Genomic DNA, 22,329 nt, shown 5'->3' with positions numbered 1-22,329 from the left:
GCTTTTCCCTAAATGAATAAACTCATTAAAAATATCATCGGCTTTGCCTTAAAAAACAAATACTTCGTTTTTTTTGCCACTTTTATCCTCATCCTGGCGGGATATTTCAGCTTTAAAAACACCACTATAGATGCATTTCCGGATGTAACCAATACCAATATCATTATTATTACCCAATGGCCTGGCCGAAGCGCGGAAGAAGTGGAAAAATTTGTAAGTCGCCCGCTCGAAATCGCCATGAACCCAACCGAAAAGCGAACCAGTATCCGCTCTTCTTCCCTGTTCGGCCTTTCGATTGTAAAAGTGAGCTTTGAAGATGATGTAGATTATGCCACAGCAAGGGTACAGGTAAACAACCATCTTGATGAAGCCGATCTACCCGATGGTATACAACCTGAAGTGCAACCACCATACGGTCCAACAGGCGAAATTTTCCGTTATACGCTCACCAGTGATAAAGCATCGGTACGGGAACTAAAAACCTTACAGGATTGGGTTGTTAAACGCGAATTGTTATCCGTTTCTGGCATTGCCGATGTGGTTAGTTTTGGTGGCGAAGTGAAAACTTACCAGATTACGGTCGACCCACAAAAAGCCATTCAATACGGTGTAAGTGCTACCGAACTTTTCGAAGCCGTTTCTAAAAGCAATATCAATGTAGGTGGAGATGTAATTGTACAAAGCGGACAAGCCTATGTGGTGCGTGGTATCGGCGTGCTGAACAATATCGATGAAATTAGAAATGTGGTGGTAGATAACATTAACGGTACGCCGGTTTATGTAAAAACGATTGCCAATGTAGCCGAATCGGCCTTACCGAGACTTGGCCAGGTAGGCCGGGATCAGGACCCGGATGTGGTAGAAGGCATTGTTGTGATGCGTAAAGGTGGTAACCCGAGCGAGGTTATTGCCAGACTTAAAGAAAAAATAAGTGACATTAACCAGAACCTGTTGCCCGGTGACGTAAAAATTAAACCCTTTTACGATCGCGAAGACCTGGTAAACTATTCGGTACATACAGTGATGGGCAATATGCTTGAGGGGATTTTGTTTGTAACCTTAATTGTATTCCTGTTCATGGCCGATTGGCGTACCACGCTAATTGTATCCATCATTATTCCGCTGGCCTTACTTTTTGCCTTTATCTGCTTAAAAATAAAAGGTATGCCGGCCAACCTGCTCTCAATGGGAGCTATCGATTTTGGGATTATTATCGATGGTGCAGTGGTAATGGTTGAGGGAATTTTTGTGGCACTGGATATGCGGGCTCAAAAAGTGGGTATGGCCCGTTTTAACAAAATGAGCAAGCTTGGTTTCATTAAAAAAGCCTGCATGGAAAATGGCAAAGGTATCCTGTTTGCCAAACTCATCATCATTACCGGCTTGCTTCCTATTTTCACTTTCGAAAAAGTAGAAGGAAAAATGTTCTCGCCATTGGCCTGGACACTCAGTTTTGCCTTACTTGGAGCATTGATCTTAACCTTTACGCTGGTACCCGCCATGGCCAGTGTGTTACTAAAGAAAAATGTAAAAGAGAAGCACAACATCTTTTTAACCTGGATGACCAAAGCCACCCTAAAGTTTTACGATGCATGTTTCGGTAAAAAACGTTTGGTATTTGCCATCTCCATTGTAGTGTTGGTGCTTGGGGCTTTTAGCTTTAAGTTTTTGGGTACCGAATTTTTACCCAGTCTGGATGAAGGCTCCATTTATGTACGGGCAACAGGTCCGCTAAGTATTTCGTTGGATGAAACCAAAAAACTCTCTAACGAGATGCGGAAAATCTTTTTAAGCTTTGAAGAAGTAAAACAAGTCATGTCGCAAACCGGCCGGCCGAATGATGGTACCGACGCAACCGGATTTTACAACATGGAGTTCCACGTAGACATTTACCCCAAAAAAGAATGGAAGCGCAAGCAAACCAAAGAACAGCTCATTGAGCGCATGCAGGAGAAGCTGAAAAGTTTCCCGGGCATTAGCCTAAATTTCTCACAGCCCATTTCAGATAATGTGGAAGAAGCCGTTTCCGGGGTAAAAGGCAGCATTGTGGTTAAACTTTTTGGCGAAAACTTCGAGTACATAGAACAGGAAGAAGAAAAAATTGAAAAGATCCTGAAAACAGTTGACGGAATTGCCGATCTGGGAATTTTGCGCAACCTCGGTCAGCCTGAATTACAGATCAACCTCGACCAAAAAAAGATGGCCCTTTACGGCGTAAGCACGGCCGATGCCAATGCGGTAATTGAAATGGCTATTGGTGGTAAAGCTGCTACGCAGATTTTTGAAGGCGAAAAGAAATTTGATCTGGTAATCCGTTATCCCGAAGATTTCAGGAACGATGAAAGTTCGATCAGCAAACTGCGTATCCCTACCCTTTCTGGTTCTAATGTACAATTGGGCGAGATTTCGAGCATCAAAAAAATCACCGGTCCCAGCATGATTTACCGCGATAAACATAAACGCTACGGCGCCATTAAATTCTCAATCCGCGGCCGCGATATGGGCAGTGTAATTGCCGAAGCTCAGGCTAAAGTAAATGCACAGATTAAATTACCCAAAACCTATCAGCTGGAGTGGGCCGGCGATTTCGAAAACCAGCAAAGAGCTGTTTCCAGGCTATCGCAGGCGGTGCCCATCAGTTTATTGCTTATCTTTTTTATCCTCTTTGTACTCTTTGGTAATATTAAAGATGCTTTGCTCGTACTAAACAATGTTCCTTTTGCCATGATTGGCGGCATATTGGCGCTTTTGGTTGCAGGGGTAAATTTCAACATTTCGGCTGGTATCGGCTTTATTGCCCTGTTTGGTATATGTGTACAAAACGGCGTGATATTGATTACCAAATTTAAAACCAATATAACCGAATTAAAGCACCACAGTAGCTGGACCTTTAATGATGCCATGCGCGATGGCATTGCCAGCAGATTCAGACCTGTATTAATGACAGCCTTGATGGCCGCAATTGGCTTAATGCCAGCGGCACTTTCTACAGGCATTGGATCTGAAGCATCTAAACCTCTGGCCATAGTGGTTATTGGCGGACTTATTACCAACACCTTGTTTAACCTCTTTGTATATCCCATAGTTTTCTACTGGGCTTATCAAAAGAAAGCGAAAGCAGAATTGTCGACAATTTCAAAGATTAATCCAATAGCTTAAAAAAAACGGCCTGGTAGAATATTTTGCCAGGCCGAACTAAAACTTTAATCAATTGTTGTTCAAAAATTCCTACATCACATAAAACTTATTGAAACACCTATAGCATTTATATCGCTTTACTGTAATAAACGGTAATATGGTTTTAAATAAAAACCCGCGTGGCACCCTATCTGTCTCAGGGTTTTTACACTTGGGGCATTTCGGACAAGTTTTTACACCTGGCAGCATTGGGAACGTGGCATTCATAATTATAAGATAATAAGGAAGTATTTGGTTGGCAAAACTAATTTATTGCGCCTTAAATATATAGAATTAAAACTACAAAAAAGATATTTTCATCTACTTTTTTCATGCTTGTAGATTTAATCATTCACTAATATTCCCTCCATTTAGCATCTTAATTTCCAACTAAATAATTAATAAAAAAATTTTACCCTATTAAATGAATGAATATTTATTTATTTTTGTAGCCACATGAGATTAAGAGATACAGAAAAAGTACAGCTTGTAAAACAAAAAGCCATCGAACTGATTGTAAAAGACGGTTTAGAAGGTTTTAGCATGAATAAACTGGCCAAAGCCTGCCAGATATCAGTCGCTACGCTATACATTTATTACAAAGACCGCGACGATCTGATTGTTAAAATCACCATCGAAGAACTCGAATCGATGACGCAGGGCATCATGAAAGATTTTAGTCCTGAAATGTCTTTCGAACAAGGGCTTCATCAACAATGGGAAAACCGTTATACATTTGCCAAAAATCATCCGCAAATGAACCTGTTTTTTGATCAGCTACGGAGTTCCAGCTACCAATCAACACTTCTATCTGATTCTATTAGCGCGTTTAAAATGACCATGGGCCAGTTTATGACCAATGCCATTGAACGGGGAGAAATTGAGGAGATGCCCCTTGATGTATACTGGTCTATTGCTTTTGCCCCCTTATACAACCTCATCCGTCTCGATCAGGAAGGTAAAAGTTTAGATGGCAGCCCTTTCAAAGTAACCGATGCTGTATTCTGGAAAACTTTTGATCTCGTGGTAAAAGCACTTAAAAAATAAGATTATGGACCCCGAAAATTTCAATCACATTCTGTTGTTCAAAACCAATATCACTTCAGAGATGGCAAATCCATCGCTATGCAGCTTATTGAACAACAACCCGGGCATTAATTCCTGGACGGTAGACCACGAGGATATAGACCGCGTACTTCGCATTGTATCTTATACCCTCTCGCATGCCGAAATTATTCATCTACTTACCAGCCATGGCTACGAATGCTGTGAGCTTACTTAACAAAACATGGAAAATACGCCAAAGGCAGCCCTAAGCGGCTACCAGAAACTCGTTATATTTTTACTGGCCGTTACCCAATTTACGGTCATACTCGATTTTATGGTGATGTCGCCGCTTGGCGATATCCTGATGAAATCGCTTAACCTTAAACCTGCCAATTTCGGTATTGCAGTTTCGGCCTATGCCTTCAGTGCAGGTATTTCGGGCCTGCTTACTGCCGGTTTTGCCGATAAATTTGACCGCAAGAAACTCTTACTGTTTTTTTACATCGGTTTTATTATAGGTACCGTTTTCTGCGGATTGGCTCATACCTATGCCCTATTGGTTGCTGCACGCATCATTACCGGCCTGTTCGGCGGCGTAATCGGTTCTATATCTATGGCCATTATTACCGATATCTTTTCTTTGCAGCAACGTGGCCGGGTAATGGGTTTTATACAGATTGGCTTTGGTGCCAGCCAGGTACTGGGCATCCCGATTGGTCTTTATCTTGCCGATGCCTGGGGCTGGGAAGCACCGTTCTGGATGATTGCAGCTTTAAGTATCGGTATTGCATTGCTCATTGCCGCTAAACTCCGTCCATTAACCCAACATTTACTGGTACAAACGGATAAATCGCCTATTAAACATTTGTTGCATACCGTTACTAAGGCCGATTACCGCATTGGTTTTACGGCTACTGCACTGCTTTCTATTGGTGGCTTTATGATGATGCCTTTTGGGAGTGCATTTGCAGTAAATAACCTCAAACTTACCGCACAACAACTGCCGTTGCTATTTATGGTATCGGGCGTTTGTGCTTTAATTATTATGCCGCTGGTTGGAAGACTGAGTGACAAGATTGATAAGTTTAAAATCTTTGCGGGAGCTTCTGCGTGGATGATGATCATGTGTGTAGTTTATACCAATTTAGGTCCTACGCCTTTTTATCTGGTTATATTTTACAACGTATTACTGATGATGGGGGTAATGAGCCGCATGATTCCCTCTTCGGCCTTAACCAGCGCTATACCTGATATGGCCGATCGCGGAGCTTTTATGAGTATCAATTCTTCGTTGCAACAAATTGCCGGAGGGATTGCTGCCGGTGTAGCCGGATTGATTGTAACGCAGCCTGCCAAAGGTGCACCGCTGCAAAATTACAATGTTATTGGCTATCTCATTGTGGTCATCTCTATCATTGGTATTATTTTAATGTCGAGAGTGAGCAACCTGGCAAAAAAGAAAGCTAAAATAACCACAGCTCCTGTTGCCGATGAACCCATACTGCACGAAATGGCTTAAAAAGAAAAAAAAGCAAATACGGTAACGATTTTATACTATGTTAAATTGATCTGATACAAGTATTTGCATTTTTTGGTATATTTAATATCTTTTTCTCGCTCTGATATGATGATTACCATAATTAGCGTTGAATAGATAATGGAAAACAAATATGCAGTCACTTTAAGCTTACTTGTTCCTATTGGGCTCCATACGTATGGATCATTTTTTCTGGGAACAGACCGCAGGGAGGCCAAGAATATTTTCGGCATGCTCAAAGGAAAAACTGAACCCATTCAGGGCTGCTGCATCCAGATGGAACTTTGCGAAGAAATTAGTGGCATTTCCATATCCATAGCGGTATTGCATTGCTGCAGCGAAAATCTTAAAGATAATATTGCGGTTATTTCCAGAGAAGTTTTCAGGATTTCGCAACTGGAGCGTGGCCATGGTTAACCCTTAAATCAATACTGGCAAAGCACCAGGCAAGCCATCCTCAATTTTAAAAAGGTAAAAATAACAGTTTGTCATTGCAATACTATAATGAGCTATATTAGGCCAGTTGAGTCTGATATATGCCCCTCACCATACCGATTGCATTTCTAAAATTATTGCGACAGCGCAAAAGGTAATCCAGATCTTCAACATCATCTGATAATGTCTGCTGAACCACGCTGTCTGTTGCCGTTCCATTAAAGATTACGATCTCCAAATCTCGCTCAGGAAGATCAGCAGCGTTCGCTAAATTTGGGTAGTTTTCCATGTTCTCCTAAAATTACACTAATTTACCCATTTGATTCCAGTTACAGATAAACTCAATATTAAATTTCGATAAGCAACAAATTATTTACATTTAGCTTTTCAGAAAAGTAAGCCTGCCTTTTTTTATTCTGTTCATCATACCTGTTCTCGTTTTTTGCTTTGGTATTTGTTTTTTATTACTTTTAAACTGGTAATGAACTACTTAAATGAAAAGAAAATTATTAGTTTTTTGCAGTTTCCTGCTTTTGCTCTCAAAAATTGGTTATGCACAGGTTATTACAGGTGCCGATCGCGATAAGCATGGCTGTATCGGTTCGGCCGGTTATACCTACTCCCAGCTTAAAAAGGATTGCATCAGGGTTTTTGAGCAAAAAATCAAACTACATCAGGTCGATTCTACAGCAAATTACAAAGCCATTGCTGCTGTTATTTTTAGTGCCGATAATAGAAAAGCCGAAGTTTTTTTAGCCAGTTATCCGGAAAGCCTGATTTTGATCAGAACCCTAAAAAAGGGAAAATACATCTGGAAAAAAGGAAAATTCGAACTCAGTAACCAGAATGGCTATAAGCTTAAAGAAGCAAAAAAGCTGATTTATAGCTCGTAACCTATAAAAAACATTCAAAAGCAATTTGTAACACACTTGATAGTACAATAATTGCTGATTTTAAACACATCTGGGTATATTTGCCGTGTGAATAAAATCTGTCTGATTTTTCTTTTACCAATATTGATTTTTAATTCCTCTTTTAGCGAGGTATTGAAGGTACCTCAACTGGTTTCACATTTTATTAAACACAAGGAGCTAAATGCCAATATTGGTTTTGTAACCTTTATTGAAATGCATTACCTCGGAAAAGACATTAACGATAACGACCAGGAAGAAGACATGAAACTCCCCTTCAAAAAAATTGACGGGCATCACATGTTCTCACTCGGCGTACCACAAGGCAAAACCAGGCTGATTGCGGCACCCGCTAAAAAAATATCTTCCAAACAGGTATTTCGTTACCAGTTATTTGTTCCAAATCCTTACACCACCAGCCTGTTGCGCCCCCCTACCGCATAATAGCGTTTTAAATTTTATTGTTTTTTTTTGGTTGCGCTTTTCTGCTGCAACTAAATTTTCTTGTCGATCCTTTTTAAATAAGATATTATGTTAAATAAGATTATCGGCTTTTCCATCAGGAATAAGCTGATTGTTGCTTTGTTTGTATTCGCCCTTATTGGCTGGGGTACTTACGAAGTAACGAAACTACCCATTGATGCCCTGCCCGATATTACCGATAACCAGGTGCAGGTAATTACCGTTTCACCCTCATTAGGCGCTCCGGATATTGAGCGTTTAATCACCTTCCCTATCGAGCAGGCTTGCAGCAGCATTTCGGGGATGAAACAAATCAGAAGCTTTTCCCGCTTTGGACTTTCTTTGGTTACCATCGTTTTTAACGAAGAAACCGATGTGTACTGGGCCAGGCAGCAAATTGCCGAACGCCTGCAACAGGTACAGCAGGAAATACCAGAAGGGATTGGTGCACCGCAAATGGCTCCCGTTTCTACTGGTTTGGGCGAAATTTACCAGTACGTAGTCCGCCCTAAAAAAGGCTATGAAGGTAAGTATGATGAGCAGGAATTGCGTACCATGCAGGATTGGATTGTACGCCGTCAGTTATTAGGAACTCCAGGTGTAGCCGAAGTATCAAGTTTTGGCGGTAAACTTAAACAGTATGAAATTGCGGTTAGGCAAGATCAGCTTAAATCGTTTGGTTTAACCATTTCTGATATTTTCGACGCGCTCGAAAAAAATAACGAAAACACTGGTGGCGCCTATATCGAAAAAGGCCCTACTGTGCTTTATATCCGAAGTGAAGGTTTAACCACCAGTCCCGAAGATATTAAAAAGATTGTGGTTAAAACCCTTGGCAACGGTATGCCTGTATTAATGGCTCAGGTTGCCGATGTGCGTTATGGCTCAGCGATCCGTTATGGTGCCATGACTTACAACGACCAGGGTGAAGTAGCCGGTGCGGTGGTAATGATGCTCAAAGGCGAAAACTCGTCCGTAGTGGTCAAACGGGTAAAAGATAAAATTGCCAAAATACAGGAAATGTTACCTGAAGGGGTGGTTATTGAACCTTTCCTCGATCGTACCAAAATGGTTGATAATGCGATTAGCACGGTAGAAACCAATTTAATGGAGGGTGCGCTTATTGTAATCTTCGTATTGGTATTTTTCCTGGGTAATCTGCGTGCTGGTTTAATCGTATCGTCGGTTATTCCGCTATCCATGTTATTCGCCATAATTTTAATGAATAAATTTGGTGTGGGTGGTAACCTGATGTCGCTAGGTGCGATAGATTTTGGTTTGATTGTAGATGGATCTGTGATTGTAGTCGAAGCAATTTTACACCGCTTTTCGCATTCTAAAAAATTCAGGAGCCTGAGCCAGGTCAATCAGAACCAGATGGATGAGGAAGTAGAAAAATCGTCGGGATCGATGATTAAATCTGCCGTTTTCAGTCAGATTATCATTCTCATTGTTTACCTGCCTATTCTCTCGCTTGAAGGTATTGAAGGAAAAATGTTTAAACCTATGGCCTTTACCATTGCATTTGCCATTTTGGGTGCCTTTATCCTTTCTATTACTTACGTACCGATGATGTCGGCCCTGTTCCTGAACAAAAAACTATCGCATAAGAAAACCATTACAGACAGATTTGTGATCTGGCTGGAGCGTAGGTATCTGCCGCTGCTTAACCGGGTGTTACAATTTCCAAAATCTATTTTAGCTGTTACCCTTTCGCTTTTTGCAATAGCCGTTTTGGTAATGAGTACTTTAGGTGGCGAATTTATTCCGCAGCTGGAAGAGGGAGATTTTGCTGTAGAAACGCGTTTGCTAACCGGTAGTAACCTGAACAACACGATTGAAACCACGCAGAAAGCATCTAAAATCCTGTTGGATAGCTTCCCGGAAGTGCAGAAAATTGTAACCAAAATTGGTAGTGCAGAAATCCCTACCGATCCAATGCCGTTTGAAGCAGGTGATATGATGGTGATTTTGAAGCCCAAAAAAGAATGGGTTTCGGCCAAATCATTCCCTGAATTAAGTGCCAAGATGACCAAAGCTGTTGAGGTAATCCCCGGTATTACCGTGGGCTTCCAGTTTCCGGTACAAATGCGTTTCAACGAGCTGATGACGGGTGCCAGACAAGATGTAGTGTGTAAGATTTTTGGCGAAGACCTTGATTCGCTGGCCAGCTATGCGAAAAAACTCGGAGGCATTATTGGTACGGTAAAAGGCGCCATTAACGTTTACGAAGAGCAGGTTACCGGTATGCCACAGGTGGTAATTAGCTATAACCGCGATGGCATGGCCAAGTACGGGCTAAACGTTACCGATATTAACCGCGTGGTAAATACAGCCTTTGCCGGGCAGGTAGCCGGACAGGTTTACGAAGGTGAAAAACGTTTCGATATGGTGGTGAGACTATCAGAAGATGCCCGCAAAAACATCAAAAATGTGCAGGATTTAATGATTGCTACGCCTGCAGGAAACCAGATTCCGTTAAGCATGGTGGCCAATATCAGCGAGGTGGAAGGTGTAAACCAGATTCAACGCGAAGATACCCGCCGTAGGATAATTGTAGGTTTTAACGTAAAAGACCGCGATGTTCAATCAATAGTAGAAGAATTGCAACAGAAAACTGGAAAAAACCTTCAGCTGGCAAAAGGTTATACCATTTCTTACGGTGGCTCTTTCGAAAACATGACTGCGGCAAAATCGCGTCTGGCTATTGTTGTGCCGATTGCCCTGCTCCTTATTTTCCTGCTGCTTTATTTCGCTTTCAGCTCGGTAAAACAAGGTTTACTCATTTACACTGCCATCCCCCTATCGGCAATTGGCGGCATATTTGCCTTGTGGATGCGCGATTTACCTTTCAGTATTTCTGCTGGGGTTGGTTTTATTGCCCTCTTCGGCGTTGCGGTACTAAACGGCATCTTACTCGTTTCTGAATTTAACCGTTTAAAAAAAGAAGGCTGGACAGATGTGAAACGCATTGTAATCCACGCCACCAAATCAAAACTACGCGCGGTTTTAATGACAGCCCTGGTGCCTTCGCTGGGCTTTATTCCTATGGCCATTAGTACAGGCGCCGGTGGTGCTGTACAGAAGCCTCTGGCTACTGTAGTAATCGGCGGTCTAATCTTTTCTACCCTCTTAACCCTTTTTGTATTGCCTATGCTTTATATCCTTTTCGAAAAAGGTTTCGGTTATTTTAAACCTAAAAAAATGCTTGCTGCAATGGTGTTGCTAACTGGCCTTGCCGCGACAAGTGCTCAGGCACAGGAAAAAATAACCTTACAGGCAGCCCTTGATACGGCCGTTAAAAACAGCTATACCCTACAGCTGGCGCGAACTGATGTGAATTACAACAAGGCAATAAGCAAAACCAGTTTCGATTTGCCAAAAACAGATGTAAACTTCGAGTATGGTAAATTTAACAGCCTGGCCAACGACAATAAAATTTCGGTAAGTCAGGGGTTGGAGTTCCCTACGGTTTATGCCAAACAATCGGCAGTTTACAAAACGGCCATACGCATAAGCGAAATGCAGCTGCAAGGCAAGGAAATTGATATCCGTTATCAGGTAAAAACCAACTATTTTGGTTTGTTAATCCTGGCCGAAAAGCGGAATTTATTGTTAAAAGCCGATAGCATGTATACTGCTTTTCTGGAAAAATCAAAGTTGCGTTTTAAATCTGGCGATGTGGATGTTTTGGAGCTCAGAACTGCTGAGAACCAGAAGCAACAAATCGGCAACCAGCTGCAGTTTTTGGAAACCGATTATACCCTGGCTTTAAACCGTTTCAATCTCCTGTTAAACAGCAGCAATCGGATGGTCCCGGCGGGTGGGGCTGTTTATCAGTCTACAGTTTCTTTACTTGATGGCACAGCCGAGCACCCGGTTTTGAAGCAGAAAGCAGAAGAAATCACGCTGGCGGCCAACGAAAAATCGTTAGCGCAAAGCAAATTATTGCCTACCCTCAATTTCGGTTACAACAATTCGAGCATCATTGGCTGGCAAACCAATGCCTTGGGTACCGATCAGTATTTCGATAAATCCAAACGTTTTTCTTCGGTAAATATTGGTTTGGGCATTCCCCTGTTTTTTGGCGCACAACAATCGCGCATTAAAGCCGCAGGCTTAGCTGCTGTACAAAAACAAACCGAACTGGAACAGACTAAAAAAGAGCTGAACAGTGCTTACGAAAATGCACTTCAAAGTTACAACCGGTACAATAAGCTGGTTAACAATTACCGGCAAACCTTGCTGCCCAATGCAGATGACATTATCCATACTTCGACCTTAAAGCTCAATGCAGGCGAAATTGGTTATCTGGACTGGGTAATCCTGATCAACCAATCGGTACAACTTAAAAGCGAGTATTTCGATCAGGTAGAACGGTATAACGAATCACTTTTCGAAATAGAAAGATTAAAGGGAATTAAATAAATAGCAACAATGAAAATCAATCAAAATAGTATAATCATAGCCCTTTTTTCAGTCTTCTGCCTGGGATGTGGAGGTCAAAAGCAGGAAACTGAAGCAAGTACAGCCAAAAAAGAAAACGTTGAAGCTACTGATCAAGTGAGCTTAAGTGATGCGCAACTTAAAAATGCAGGCATTGTGGTTGGCAGCCCCGAAACTAAAAGCATGTATAAAACCCTGAATGTAAATGGTGTAATAGATGTACCACCCGAAAACATTTACTCGGTTAGCGTACCTATGGGCGGTTACATTTCCAGAATGAACCTGATTCCAGGTATGCTCGTTAAAAAAGGAAGCGTGCTGGCTAGTGTTGAAGATCAGCAATATATCCAGCTTCAACAGGATTATCTGACCGCTAAAAACCGTTTAAAATTTTCGGAAGCTGATTATGTGCGCCAAAAAATGTTAAACCAAACCAAGGCTACGAGCGATAAAATTTTTCAGCAAACCGAAAGCGAGTTTAACAACCAAAAAGTACTGGTAAGTGCTTTGGCCGAAAAACTACGTTTAATCGGGTTAAATCCAGCCAGATTAAACGAAAGCAACATTTCCAAAACTATTCACATTTATGCACCAATTAGTGGCTACCTTTCAAAAGTAAATGTAAATACCGGTAAATATGTAAATGCTACCGATGTGCTTTTCGAACTGATTAACCCGGGTGCCCTGCATGTAAGTTTAACGGTTTTTGAGCAGGATGCAGCCAGCCTGAAAATCGGGCAAAAAATTGTGTGTACCACCAGCAGCAATCCCGATAAAAAGTATAATGCTACGATTCATCTCATCACTCCGAATATTGAGAACGACAGGACTACCAGCGTACATTGCGATCTGGAAAACTTTGATCAGAACCTGTTGCCAGGTACCTTTTTAAATGCAGCCATCCAGTTAAACGGTGCTGAAGTACAGGCTGTACCCGATGATGCGATTGTGAAATGGGAAAACCAGTATTATGTTTTTGAAGAAAAAGCAAAAGGCCAGTTTAAAATGATTGGCGTAGAAACCGGCGCCAGTTTAAATGGCTTTACGGCAATAAAACCCAAATCAACCCTTCAAAATATTGTAGTTAAAAATGCCTATGCGGTTTTAATGAAACTTAAAAACAGTGGTGATGAGGGTTAACAACTAACCAAACCCTATCATTTTACTTGTGAGGGAGCCGGAGTTTTAAAACCGGCTCCCTTTTTGTTTAACTGCCTGACATAAAAAGAAAGCATTGTCACACTAAAAAATGACCAGTATCACTTTTTGAAACCTGCGGGTTACGTTATTTTGTTGTTAAAACAAATCATGCCGCATACCTTCCATATTCCCGTTCTAGGCCTCGCCTACTCTGTTGATACCCCTTTAAAAGTTGCCCAGTTTGGCATCTCTTCTGTTGTTTCAATCGTTGATGATGAACTTTGTGAACGGATGCGTAAATACCACTGTGAACTAAACTACTTACCTTATACATCCATCGATAAAACCGTAATTGATAGTCGCGCAAAGCGGATTACCGCATACCTTAATTTAATGCAGCAACTGATTCATAGCCAGATTGCAAACCTGAAAAACCAGGTCTTTGAAGCAGGCACAATGATAAGCCGCTATTTTGAATTACAATGTGAAAGCAGCCCGCTAAGCAAAACTTACAAAGAAATGCTTAAAAACCCTGCAGGCAGAAAAAGAACAATGCTGGAAAGTCAATTGAGGAAGGCGGTTGAAGCAGGTAACATTGACGTAAATATTATGGCCAAGGTAGATAAGGTAAATTTTGTTGATGATCTGGATCTGGGTAATGAAAATACCGATGCATTGGCGGCATTAAGGGGTTTTGCAAATAGCAGGCTCAAATCGGCTGTGGTTATTTCGGCCGGACTTAACCCGCGCTTGTTTACCTACCTCGAAAACTTTGCTGGTTTTTATCCCGATGAGAACGGGCATTTCAGTAAAAAAATCATTTTAAAAGTGAGCGATTACCGCTCGGCTATGGTACAGGCCAAAATGCTGGCAAAAAAAGGCCTATGGGTAGCTGAGTTCAGGATCGAATCGGGTTTAAACTGTGGCGGACATGCTTTTGCCACGGAGGGCTTTTTACTTGGCCCCATTTTGCACGAATTTAAAGCAAACCGCCTTGCACTCAGCGAAGAACTCTGGGCGATTTATACCGCAGCCTTGCAACAGAAAAACATTTACTGTGCCACTAAACCTATCCAAAAAATAACCGCTCAGGGTGGTATCGGTACTGCTGCCGAGCACAACCATTTATTACAGTCCTATGGTTTAGACGCTGCTGGCTGGGGAAGTCCGTTTTTACTCGTTGAAGAAGCCACCAACGTAGATAGCGAAACCTTAAAAAACCTAACTGAGGCCACCGAAAGTGATTTTTATTTGAGTAATGCTTCTCCCCTGGGTGTTCCATTCAATAATTTCAGAAAAAGTACAGCCGAGCAGGAAAGGCTCCATCGCATTGCAAAAAGCAGGCCAGGCAGTCCCTGCACTAAGAAATACCTGTGTACCAATACCGAATTTACCGAACAGCCCATTTGCACCGCTTCCAGGCAATATCAGCATTTAAAAATCAGGGAAATAAAGGCTTCTGCTACTTCGCCTGAGGAACAAAAAAAACAGATTGATGCGGTAACAGAAAAGACCTGTTTATGCGAAGGGCTTTGCGCTTCGGTTTACCTTAAAGACGAGATCCTGAAACCGAAAGAAAGCAAAGCAGTAAGCATTTGCCCTGGACCAAATCTGGCCTATTTTTCTAAAAAATACAATTTAAAAGAAATGGTCGATCATATTTATGGCAAGGTAAATCTGCTCGAAGGTGTAAACCGGCCCAATTTATTTGTAAAAGAACTTGGCCTTTACATCGATTATTTTAAAAAAGAGCTGCAGCATTTTAACGAAGATTTCAAAACAAATGTTCAGCAGCTGCACCAGAAGAAACAGGTTTACCTTACCAGATTCTACAATCAGTTATTAAATGGTGTTGAATTTTACCGTACAGGTTTCCAGAAAGCCGATGCCGATTTAAAGATTTGGGGTAAAGAACAGATTGAACTTTTCGAAAAAGCTGTACTAAATATCCAAAGCATAAACACACAATCGTTAAATTTAGGTGCAAAAGTTTAGGTCAAAATCGTACCTAAATGATTAATATTACCAGATTGGTTTATGGAAAGAGCAAAATTACTGAGCGCCATCATCGAAAATGCGATAGATGGTATTATTACGATAGATGACAAGGGCATTATTGAGCATGTTAATCCGGCTGCTTTAAAGCTTTTTGGTTTTGAAAGCCATGAACTGGTTGGACGGAACGTGTCGGTATTAATGCCCGAGCCTGATAAAACACAGCACGATACTTACATTAAAAACTATCACGATACTGGCAGAAAGCGCATTATTGGTATCGGCCGCGAGGTAATTGGCCAGCGTAAAGATGGCTCAACCTTCCCTTTCAGGCTTGGGGTAAGTGAAGTAAAATTCAGCGACCGGAAAATCTACACCGGTTTTATCCACGATCTGAGCAAACTTAAAGAAGATGAAGCCCGCATTAAAAGTTATACCGAAGAACTGGAAGATAAAATCAGAGAGCGTACCCGCGATCTGGTGAAACTGGTTGGAGAATTAGAATCGGCAAAGGAACATGTAAACGCCCTGTTCATCAAAGAAAAAGAACTCAATCAGCTTAAAACCCGGTTTGTTTCTATGGCTTCGCACGAATTCAGAACACCACTGAGCTCCATTCAGCTGTCGGCCACTTTAATTGATAAATACACCCCAAAACACGATACCGAAAATATCGAAAAGCATACCGGCAAGATTAAAAATGCCGTAGGTAACCTCACTACTATATTAAACGATTTCCTCTCGCTCGAAAAACTCGAAGCCGGCAAGGTTGAAGTCACCCCCAGCTGGTTTAATATTGTAACTTTTGCAGAAGAGATTGTTGAAGAAATGCAACTCATCAGCAAGCAGGATCAGCACATTATTTACGAGCACCAGGGAGTTTCGGCACAGGTGTACCTCGACATGAACTTACTTAAAAACAGTATCATTAACCTCATTTCTAATGCGGTAAAATATTCGGGAGAGAATACCATGATCCAGTTTAACAGCATTTTAAAAGATGATGAGCTGATTATTGAGATTAAGGATAACGGAATCGGCATTCCTGAAACCGACCAGCATAATCTTTTCGAGCCTTTTTTCAGGGCACATAATACCGGCAGTATTCCCGGAACCGGCCTTGGACTCAACATTGTGAAGCGTTATGCCAGTTTAATGAATGGTACCGTATCATGCGAAAGCGCCCAAAATGTGGGTACCACTTTCCTGCTAAAATTTCCCTTTACCCCTTAACCTATTCCCCTACGCATGAAAAAGAAAGTATTGATTATTGAAGATAATGACGATATCCGCGAAAGCACAGCAGAAATTCTCTCGCTAGCCGATTACGAAACTTTTACTGCAAGCAATGGAAAAATCGGGGTAGAGCTGGCCATTAAACATCATCCACATCTGATTTTGTGTGATATTATGATGCCTGAACTGGATGGTTACGGCGTGCTTTACCTCTTGCATAAAAATCCACAAACGGCTTCCATCCCTTTTATTTTTATTACCGCCAAAAGCGAACGTGCCGATATGCGTAAAGGCATGGAAATGGGTGCCGACGATTACCTCACCAAACCTTTTGATGACATAGAACTGCTTAATGCCATAGAAGGCCGACTCAAAAAAAGCAAAACCAGCGGTAATTTTAACGGAACAGATATCGATACGCAATCACTGTTTACCGAATTGATTAAAAAAGGGAAAAGTCGCGTACTGGCTAACAAACAGCTTATTTATGTAGAGGAAGATGAGCCAAACCATGTGTATTACCTGAAAAAAGGACAGGTTAAAACCTACAAACGTTTTAAAGATGGCCGCGAACTTTCTTCGGCACTTTACCAGGCAGGCGACTTTTTTGGTTATGAAAGCCTTTTTACGGAACGTACCTACGAAGATAATGCGGCAACCCTTGCCGATTGTGAACTCATTTTAATCCCCAAATCAGCATTTACAGATTACCTTTACCAACACCAGCCGCTGTCTGCAGCTTTTATCCGTTTACTATCGGGCAGTGTTCGCGATAAGGAGAACCAGATGCTCCAACTCGCCTATTTTTCGGTACGCAAACGCGTGGCTGATGCCTTGATACAGGTTGCAGAAAAATTCAGTACAATCGAGAATGACAGCGCCACAATTAAAATTTCGCGCGATGACCTCGCCGCCATGGTAGGTACTGCCAGCGAAACCGTAAGCCGTATGCTGGCTGATTTTAAAGAAGAAAAACTAATTGAAAAAAGCGGTAATGCGATAAAGATTACGGCTGTATCTAAACTAAAAAATATTAAGCAATAATACTGTTGTCGCCATGGCTGCCATGGTCAGTGTCTGCACTGACCATCAGATTTTGGTTTTATGCTTGCGCGGGTTTCAAACGCGTGCTTAAATAGCCAAACGATTGTATCGTTTTAGCCGCCATGGTCAGTGTCTACACTGACCATTAAAAACACCGCTATTGTTTCACAAAGTCAGGTGTTACCACCTGACTTCACAAAAAAATATTCCGTGTTTGCCGTACCTCCGTGGCAAACCAACACAACCGCCATGGTCTGTGTCTGCACTGACCATTATTCAACTCCTGACTTCACGAAAAGAGATTCTTCACTGCGTTCAGAATGACAGGATAACCATGGTCTGTGTCTGCACTGAACATCATAAACTCATATTCAGTGTGCTTCTCTTTCCTGATCAAAATCATTTTTTCAGCTGACTAACCTCATCTGCCCCGCCATTAACAAATGATAGTTTTGAGCACTAAAAATTTGTTTATGAAAGCCATTGCTTACAACATTAAGCCCGACGAAAAAGAATGCCTGGTTCTGGCCAATCACAAAAAGCACGATATTACCATTATCGCCAACAGTCTCTCGGCCGAAACTATTGCTTTCGCTGCCGGGAAGGAAACTTTACTTGTTTTCAATAACGATACGGTAGATCAGTCGCTCATTCAGCAGCTCAAAGCACTCGGGGTAAAATACATCGCGACTTCTTCCTTTGAAACCAGTCATCTCGATTTAAAATCGGCGGCAACCGCAGGTTTTAAAATTGCCAATGTGCCCTTAAAAGAAGGCCAAAGCGCTTTAGACCGTATGCTGCAGGTAATTAAAAATCTCGATAACTGGGCAGCTGGTAAATGCGTGGGCAGTGCCTGTTGCTGCCAGAACAACTGCTCCGTTCCGAAAACCTTAAATAAAGCCTGATGGATACCTTAAACCTGCTTAAAAAGTACAATGTAGCTGCCCCAAGGTACACCAGCTATCCTACCGTACCATTTTGGGAAACCGATCGTTTTGATGAAGCACAATGGCTGCTTTCGGTAAAAAATACCTTTACCGATTATCAGAGCGAAGGCATTAGCCTCTACATTCACCTGCCCTTTTGCGAGAGCCTGTGCACCTACTGTGGCTGCAATACCCGCATTACCAAAAACCATCAGGTAGAAGAACCTTACCTGGATGCGGTGCTTAAGGAATGGGAACTGTACCTGCAGGTTTTAGGCAACAAGCCCAAAATAAGAGAATTGCACCTCGGCGGTGGTACCCCCACTTTTTTCAGTGCCCACAACCTCGAAAAACTGATTAACGGAATCATGCGCAAATGTGAACCCGCCATTGATGCTGAGTTTTCGTTTGAGGCACATCCTGATAATACCACTGAAGCGCATTTAACCACCCTTTTTAATCTGGGCTTTAAACGCCTGAGTTTGGGTATCCAGGATTTCGATCCGAAAGTACAGTTAATGATTAACCGCTTTCAAACACCAGTGCAGGTAGCAGAAATTACGGGACTGGCCAGAAAAATCGGCTATACTTCAGTTAATTTCGATCTGATTTATGGGTTGCCTTTTCAAACTGCTGGAGGTTTAAGCGAAACGCTGCAGGAAGTAATCAGGATCAATCCAGATAGAATTGCCTTTTACAGTTACGCGCATGTGCCCTGGCTAAAACCCGGACAGCGCCGGTACACCGAAAAAGATTTGCCACAAAGCGAAGCTAAATTCGCTTTATACCAGTTAGGGAAAGAAGCTTTGCTTGCAGCGGGATATGATGATATTGGTATGGATCACTTCGCCAGAAGGCACGATAGCCTGTACCTGGCCGCGCAACAAAACAACCTTCACCGAAACTTTATGGGCTATACCCACCAGCATACCCAATTGCTTATCGGACTGGGCGTTTCTGCAATCAGCGACAGTTACACGGCATTTGCTCAGAATGTAAAAACTGTTGAAGCATACCTTGAAGCAATTAACAACGGTCAATTTGCGATTGAAAAAGGACATATTCTGTCGCGCAAAGATTTAAAAATCCGCAGACACATCCGCAATATTATGTGCGATGGCAAGAGTCTTTTTCTGGATGGCATCCCTAAGCCAGCCTATTATAAACTGGCTACATTGATTGATGACGGATTGATCTCCGTATCCGAAAACCAGTTAAAGGTTAATCCTGCCGGAAAACCTTTTCTAAGAAATATATGCATGGCCTTTGATGAGCGCCTTTGGGCAAAAACACCCGACAGCCAGATGTTCAGCTATGCCATATAAGGTACGCCTCATCAAACAATAATTTATCAATAAACAATTACGGTTATGGAAAATCAAAATGAAACCGCTGCAGCAACACTTTGTTACCACTGCGGTGAGCCATTAGAACAGATTAAGTTTACTTACAATGGTCACGATTTTTGCTGTACCGGCTGCAAGAGTGTTTATAAAATCCTTTCTGAAAACAACCTTTGCAATTATTATACCTACAACCATTCGCCAGGAAAAAGGGCTGAACAGCACAGCCATTTCGAATACCTCGATGAACCGGCCATTATCAGTCAATTGCTCGATTACCAGCACGAGAAGGCCAGCATTGTAACCTTTTACATTCCGGCTATCCATTGCAGTTCATGCATTTGGCTTTTAGAGCATCTGTATAAAATTCATCCTGCCATTTTCTCGTCTCGGATCGATTTTCTAAAACGTCAGGTTACCATCAGTTTCAGGCATGAAGAAGTTTCGTTGCGCAAACTGGTCGAAATTTTAAACGAAATTGGTTATGCCCCCTTAATCAGCCTGCAGGATGTGGTGAAAGAAAACAGCCATTCGGTTAACAAACAACTGATTCAAAAAATTGCAGTCGCCGGTTTTTTAATGGGCAATGTGATGCTCTTCAGTTTTCCTGAATACTTCGGATTAGCTGGTTTCGAGAAACAATTTCAGCAGTTATTTAGCTGGTTAAACCTCACCTTCTGTATCCCCGCAGCGTTTTATTGTGGTAAAGATTATTTTGTTTCGGCAATAACCAGTTTAAAACACAAACAAATTAACCTGGATACGCCGCTGGCATTGATTATTGCCATGCTTTTTCTCCGTACCGCCTACGATATTCTTTCGGGCACTGGCCCAGGCTTTGCCGATACGCTTACCGGACTGGTTTTCCTGCTTCTGATGGGCAAATGGATTAAGCAGCGTACCTACCACCACATCTCTTTCGACCGTGATTACCGATCCTATTTCCCCATTGCCGTTACCAAATTAATTGCGGGTAAGGAAAAACCTACTGCAATAGCCGATATTGCCATTGGCGACAGGCTTTGGATCAGAAACGGTGAAATTGTACCGGCCGATGCCATTTTAATGAAGGGCGATGCCTGGATGGACATGAGTTTTGTAACTGGCGAAGCCGAACCGGTACACAAAGTACTGGGCGAAATTATTTATGCCGGAGGTCGGCAAACTGCCGAGGCCATTGAGCTTGAAGTAATCAAACCAGTATCACAAAGCTACCTCACAGGCTTGTGGAACAATGAAAATTACCAGACCGATTTAAAAAAGCAGAATTTTAACGACCGCGTCGCTAAATACTTTAGTCTGGGTGTTTTTGTTTTAGCCTTTTCTGCTGCAATTTACTGGCTGCTGCAGCACGAAAATAGCAAAGCCTGGGCTGCCTTTACTGCGGTGGTAATTGTGGCCTGCCCTTGTGTGCTATCGCTAAGTACACCCTTTACGCTTTCGGCTATCCTCTCTATTTTTGATAAAAAAGGTTTCTACGTTAAAAATACCGATGCTGTTGAAGCGCTGGCAGCCTGCGATACAGTCATTTTCGATAAAACCGGAACTTTAACCAGCACCGAAAATGCCAGTCTTATTTTTGAAGGTCAGCTCGATTATCATGAACAACGTTTAATTGCTTCGCTGGTACGCAACTCTTCACATCCTTTGAGTCGCCACATTTTAAAATACCTGCGTTGTGATGAATTTATGCCTGTTAGCCATTATGCCGAACGTATTGGCAAAGGTATTTCTGGTCAGGTAAACCGACAGCAGGTTTATCTGGGGAGCAGCGCCATGATGCCCGATAACATCAATATCCCGATCAGCAATGGTGTGCATATAGTAATCGATAATCAATACAAAGGCCGTTTCCAAACCGAACAACAATGGCGTGGTGGGTTAAACCAGCTCATTCAAAAACTTGCTAAAAAATTCCAAATGCATGTGCTATCGGGCGATACCGACCGTGAATACAGTACGTTAAAAAATATGTTCCCGCCAGATACCAAAATCAATTTCAGGCAGAGCCCGCACCAAAAATTAGATTATGTGTTGCAGCAACAAAAAGCAAAGCACAAAGTAATGATGCTGGGCGATGGCTTGAACGATGCCGGAGCTTTAAAACAAAGTGATTTTGGCGTAGCCATTACCGATAACATCAACAACTTTACCCCCGGTTGCGATGCCATTTTAACCGGAAACAGTCTTAACCTGATGCCCAATTTTGTAGCCTTAAGCCGCGATGGGCTCAAAGTGGTTAAAATTAGTTTTGCCATCGCCATTGCCTACAACTGTATCGGACTTTATTTTGCTGTTCAGGGCACTTTGTACCCCTTAATTGCCGCGGTATTAATGCCCATCAGCACCATCACCATTATCTCATTTACCTCTATTGCCACACACTTTTTTGCACGTAAAAATAAGCTATGAACATCCTGTATTTTTTAGTGGGTTGCAGCGTATTAATGGCCTTGGTTTTTCTGGCGGCATTTTTCTGGGCTTCTAAAACGGGCCAGCATGATGATGTATACACCCCCGCCATGCGCATCCTTTTTGACGACGAGCCCAAAAGTGACGACAATCACATTTCAAACCAACCCACATCATAATTGGGCACAGCTACCCTGAATACATTTGCTGAACAAAAA

At 42.1% G+C, this 22,329-nt stretch carries 17 protein-coding genes; 16 read left to right on the top strand and 1 reads right to left on the bottom strand.

The annotated features are described in order from the left end of the window. The first annotated feature begins 12 nt into the window (after positions 1-12). From OC25_RS12370 to OC25_RS12350, 5 genes are all read left to right on the top strand, one after another. Positions 13-3,159 carry an efflux RND transporter permease subunit gene (locus OC25_RS12370; protein WP_039476486.1) on the top strand — a complete coding sequence of 1,049 codons (3,147 nt, stop codon included), beginning with the start codon at positions 13-15 and terminating at the stop codon, positions 3,157-3,159. Between the two features lie 474 nt (positions 3,160-3,633). Next, a complete protein-coding gene (locus tag OC25_RS12365) occupies positions 3,634-4,224 on the top strand; it encodes a TetR/AcrR family transcriptional regulator (protein ID WP_039476482.1) in 591 nt (196 codons plus the stop codon). A 4-nt stretch (positions 4,225-4,228) separates the two neighbouring features. Then, complete coding sequence (locus tag OC25_RS12360) at positions 4,229-4,459, top strand: hypothetical protein (protein WP_039476480.1); 231 nt, start codon at positions 4,229-4,231, stop codon at positions 4,457-4,459. Between the two features lie 6 nt (positions 4,460-4,465). Continuing rightward, positions 4,466-5,743 carry an MFS transporter gene (locus OC25_RS12355; protein WP_039476477.1) on the top strand — a complete coding sequence of 426 codons (1,278 nt, stop codon included), beginning with the start codon at positions 4,466-4,468 and terminating at the stop codon, positions 5,741-5,743. A gap of 138 nt (positions 5,744-5,881) precedes the next feature. Continuing rightward, entirely contained in the window at positions 5,882-6,178 is a 297-nt protein-coding gene (locus tag OC25_RS12350; RefSeq protein WP_039476474.1) for a hypothetical protein, read from the top strand. Positions 6,179-6,275: 97 nt separating this feature from the next. On the opposite strand, the gene OC25_RS12345 is transcribed toward OC25_RS12350, so the two are convergent. Beyond that, entirely contained in the window at positions 6,276-6,485 is a 210-nt protein-coding gene (locus OC25_RS12345) for a hypothetical protein (protein WP_039476472.1), read from the bottom strand. A 205-nt stretch (positions 6,486-6,690) separates the two neighbouring features. Here OC25_RS12345 and OC25_RS12340 point away from each other — a divergent pair, with 205 nt between their 5' ends. The 11 genes from OC25_RS12340 to ccoS all read left to right on the top strand — a co-directional run bounded on the left by OC25_RS12340 (position 6,691) and on the right by ccoS (position 22,290). Further along, entirely contained in the window at positions 6,691-7,089 is a 399-nt protein-coding gene (locus OC25_RS12340; protein ID WP_039476470.1) for a hypothetical protein, read from the top strand. 123 nt (positions 7,090-7,212) lie between these two features. Then, complete coding sequence (locus tag OC25_RS26920; protein WP_052266173.1) at positions 7,213-7,551, top strand: hypothetical protein; 339 nt, start codon at positions 7,213-7,215, stop codon at positions 7,549-7,551. An 87-nt stretch (positions 7,552-7,638) separates the two neighbouring features. Beyond that, entirely contained in the window at positions 7,639-11,997 is a 4,359-nt protein-coding gene (locus OC25_RS12330) for a CusA/CzcA family heavy metal efflux RND transporter (protein ID WP_039476467.1), read from the top strand. Between the two features lie 9 nt (positions 11,998-12,006). Then, positions 12,007-13,155: an efflux RND transporter periplasmic adaptor subunit gene (locus OC25_RS12325; RefSeq protein WP_039476463.1), complete on the top strand. Its 1,149-nt coding sequence runs from the start codon at positions 12,007-12,009 to the stop codon at positions 13,153-13,155. 168 nt (positions 13,156-13,323) lie between these two features. After that, the gene (locus tag OC25_RS12320; RefSeq protein ID WP_039476460.1) at positions 13,324-15,150 is read left to right on the top strand and encodes a hypothetical protein; all 1,827 of its coding nucleotides are present in this window, start codon (positions 13,324-13,326) and stop codon (positions 15,148-15,150) included. Between the two features lie 42 nt (positions 15,151-15,192). Then, a complete protein-coding gene (locus OC25_RS12315) occupies positions 15,193-16,383 on the top strand; it encodes a PAS domain-containing sensor histidine kinase (RefSeq protein ID WP_039476457.1) in 1,191 nt (396 codons plus the stop codon). A gap of 15 nt (positions 16,384-16,398) precedes the next feature. Beyond that, positions 16,399-17,430, top strand: coding sequence for a response regulator (locus OC25_RS12310; protein ID WP_039476455.1), 1,032 nt, complete (start codon positions 16,399-16,401; stop codon positions 17,428-17,430). A gap of 473 nt (positions 17,431-17,903) precedes the next feature. Next, a complete protein-coding gene (locus OC25_RS12305; RefSeq protein ID WP_039476452.1) occupies positions 17,904-18,335 on the top strand; it encodes a Rossmann-fold NAD(P)-binding domain-containing protein in 432 nt (143 codons plus the stop codon). Beyond that, complete coding sequence (hemN, locus tag OC25_RS12300; protein ID WP_039476450.1) at positions 18,335-19,681, top strand: oxygen-independent coproporphyrinogen III oxidase; 1,347 nt, start codon at positions 18,335-18,337, stop codon at positions 19,679-19,681. The genes OC25_RS12305 and hemN overlap by 1 nt, the downstream gene beginning before the upstream one ends. A 45-nt stretch (positions 19,682-19,726) precedes the next feature. Continuing rightward, positions 19,727-22,111 (top strand): heavy metal translocating P-type ATPase, encoded by a 2,385-nt coding sequence (locus OC25_RS12295; RefSeq protein ID WP_039476447.1) that lies wholly within the window; start codon positions 19,727-19,729, stop codon positions 22,109-22,111. After that, positions 22,108-22,290, top strand: a complete 183-nt coding sequence (gene ccoS / locus OC25_RS12290) for a cbb3-type cytochrome oxidase assembly protein CcoS (protein ID WP_039476444.1) — start codon at positions 22,108-22,110, stop codon at positions 22,288-22,290. The genes OC25_RS12295 and ccoS overlap by 4 nt, the downstream gene beginning before the upstream one ends. Positions 22,291-22,329: the final 39 nt, after the last annotated feature.

Source organism: Pedobacter kyungheensis, from assembly GCF_000812965.1.
In the GTDB taxonomy this organism is placed as follows: domain Bacteria; phylum Bacteroidota; class Bacteroidia; order Sphingobacteriales; family Sphingobacteriaceae; genus Pedobacter; species Pedobacter kyungheensis.
Note: the sequence above shows the minus strand (reverse complement) of the source record. Positions and strands in the feature narration are given on the sequence as shown.

Bases quoted from the DNA above. Each gene is read 5' to 3' on its own strand.
- OC25_RS12370 (WP_039476486.1), top strand. From the start codon at position 13: ATGAATAAACTCATTAAAAATATCATCGGCTTTGCCTTAAAAAACAAA.
- OC25_RS12365 (WP_039476482.1), top strand. From the start codon at position 3,634: ATGAGATTAAGAGATACAGAAAAAGTACAGCTTGTAAAACAAAAAGCC.
- OC25_RS12360 (WP_039476480.1), top strand. From the start codon at position 4,229: ATGGACCCCGAAAATTTCAATCACATTCTGTTGTTCAAAACCAATATC.
- OC25_RS12355 (WP_039476477.1), top strand. From the start codon at position 4,466: ATGGAAAATACGCCAAAGGCAGCCCTAAGCGGCTACCAGAAACTCGTT.
- OC25_RS12350 (WP_039476474.1), top strand. From the start codon at position 5,882: ATGGAAAACAAATATGCAGTCACTTTAAGCTTACTTGTTCCTATTGGG.
- OC25_RS12345 (WP_039476472.1), bottom strand. From the start codon at position 6,485: ATGGAAAACTACCCAAATTTAGCGAACGCTGCTGATCTTCCTGAGCGA.
- OC25_RS12340 (WP_039476470.1), top strand. From the start codon at position 6,691: ATGAAAAGAAAATTATTAGTTTTTTGCAGTTTCCTGCTTTTGCTCTCA.
- OC25_RS12330 (WP_039476467.1), top strand. From the start codon at position 7,639: ATGTTAAATAAGATTATCGGCTTTTCCATCAGGAATAAGCTGATTGTT.
- OC25_RS12325 (WP_039476463.1), top strand. From the start codon at position 12,007: ATGAAAATCAATCAAAATAGTATAATCATAGCCCTTTTTTCAGTCTTC.
- OC25_RS12320 (WP_039476460.1), top strand. From the start codon at position 13,324: ATGCCGCATACCTTCCATATTCCCGTTCTAGGCCTCGCCTACTCTGTT.
- OC25_RS12315 (WP_039476457.1), top strand. From the start codon at position 15,193: ATGGAAAGAGCAAAATTACTGAGCGCCATCATCGAAAATGCGATAGAT.
- OC25_RS12310 (WP_039476455.1), top strand. From the start codon at position 16,399: ATGAAAAAGAAAGTATTGATTATTGAAGATAATGACGATATCCGCGAA.
- OC25_RS12305 (WP_039476452.1), top strand. From the start codon at position 17,904: ATGAAAGCCATTGCTTACAACATTAAGCCCGACGAAAAAGAATGCCTG.
- hemN (WP_039476450.1), top strand. From the start codon at position 18,335: ATGGATACCTTAAACCTGCTTAAAAAGTACAATGTAGCTGCCCCAAGG.
- OC25_RS12295 (WP_039476447.1), top strand. From the start codon at position 19,727: ATGGAAAATCAAAATGAAACCGCTGCAGCAACACTTTGTTACCACTGC.
- ccoS (WP_039476444.1), top strand. From the start codon at position 22,108: ATGAACATCCTGTATTTTTTAGTGGGTTGCAGCGTATTAATGGCCTTG.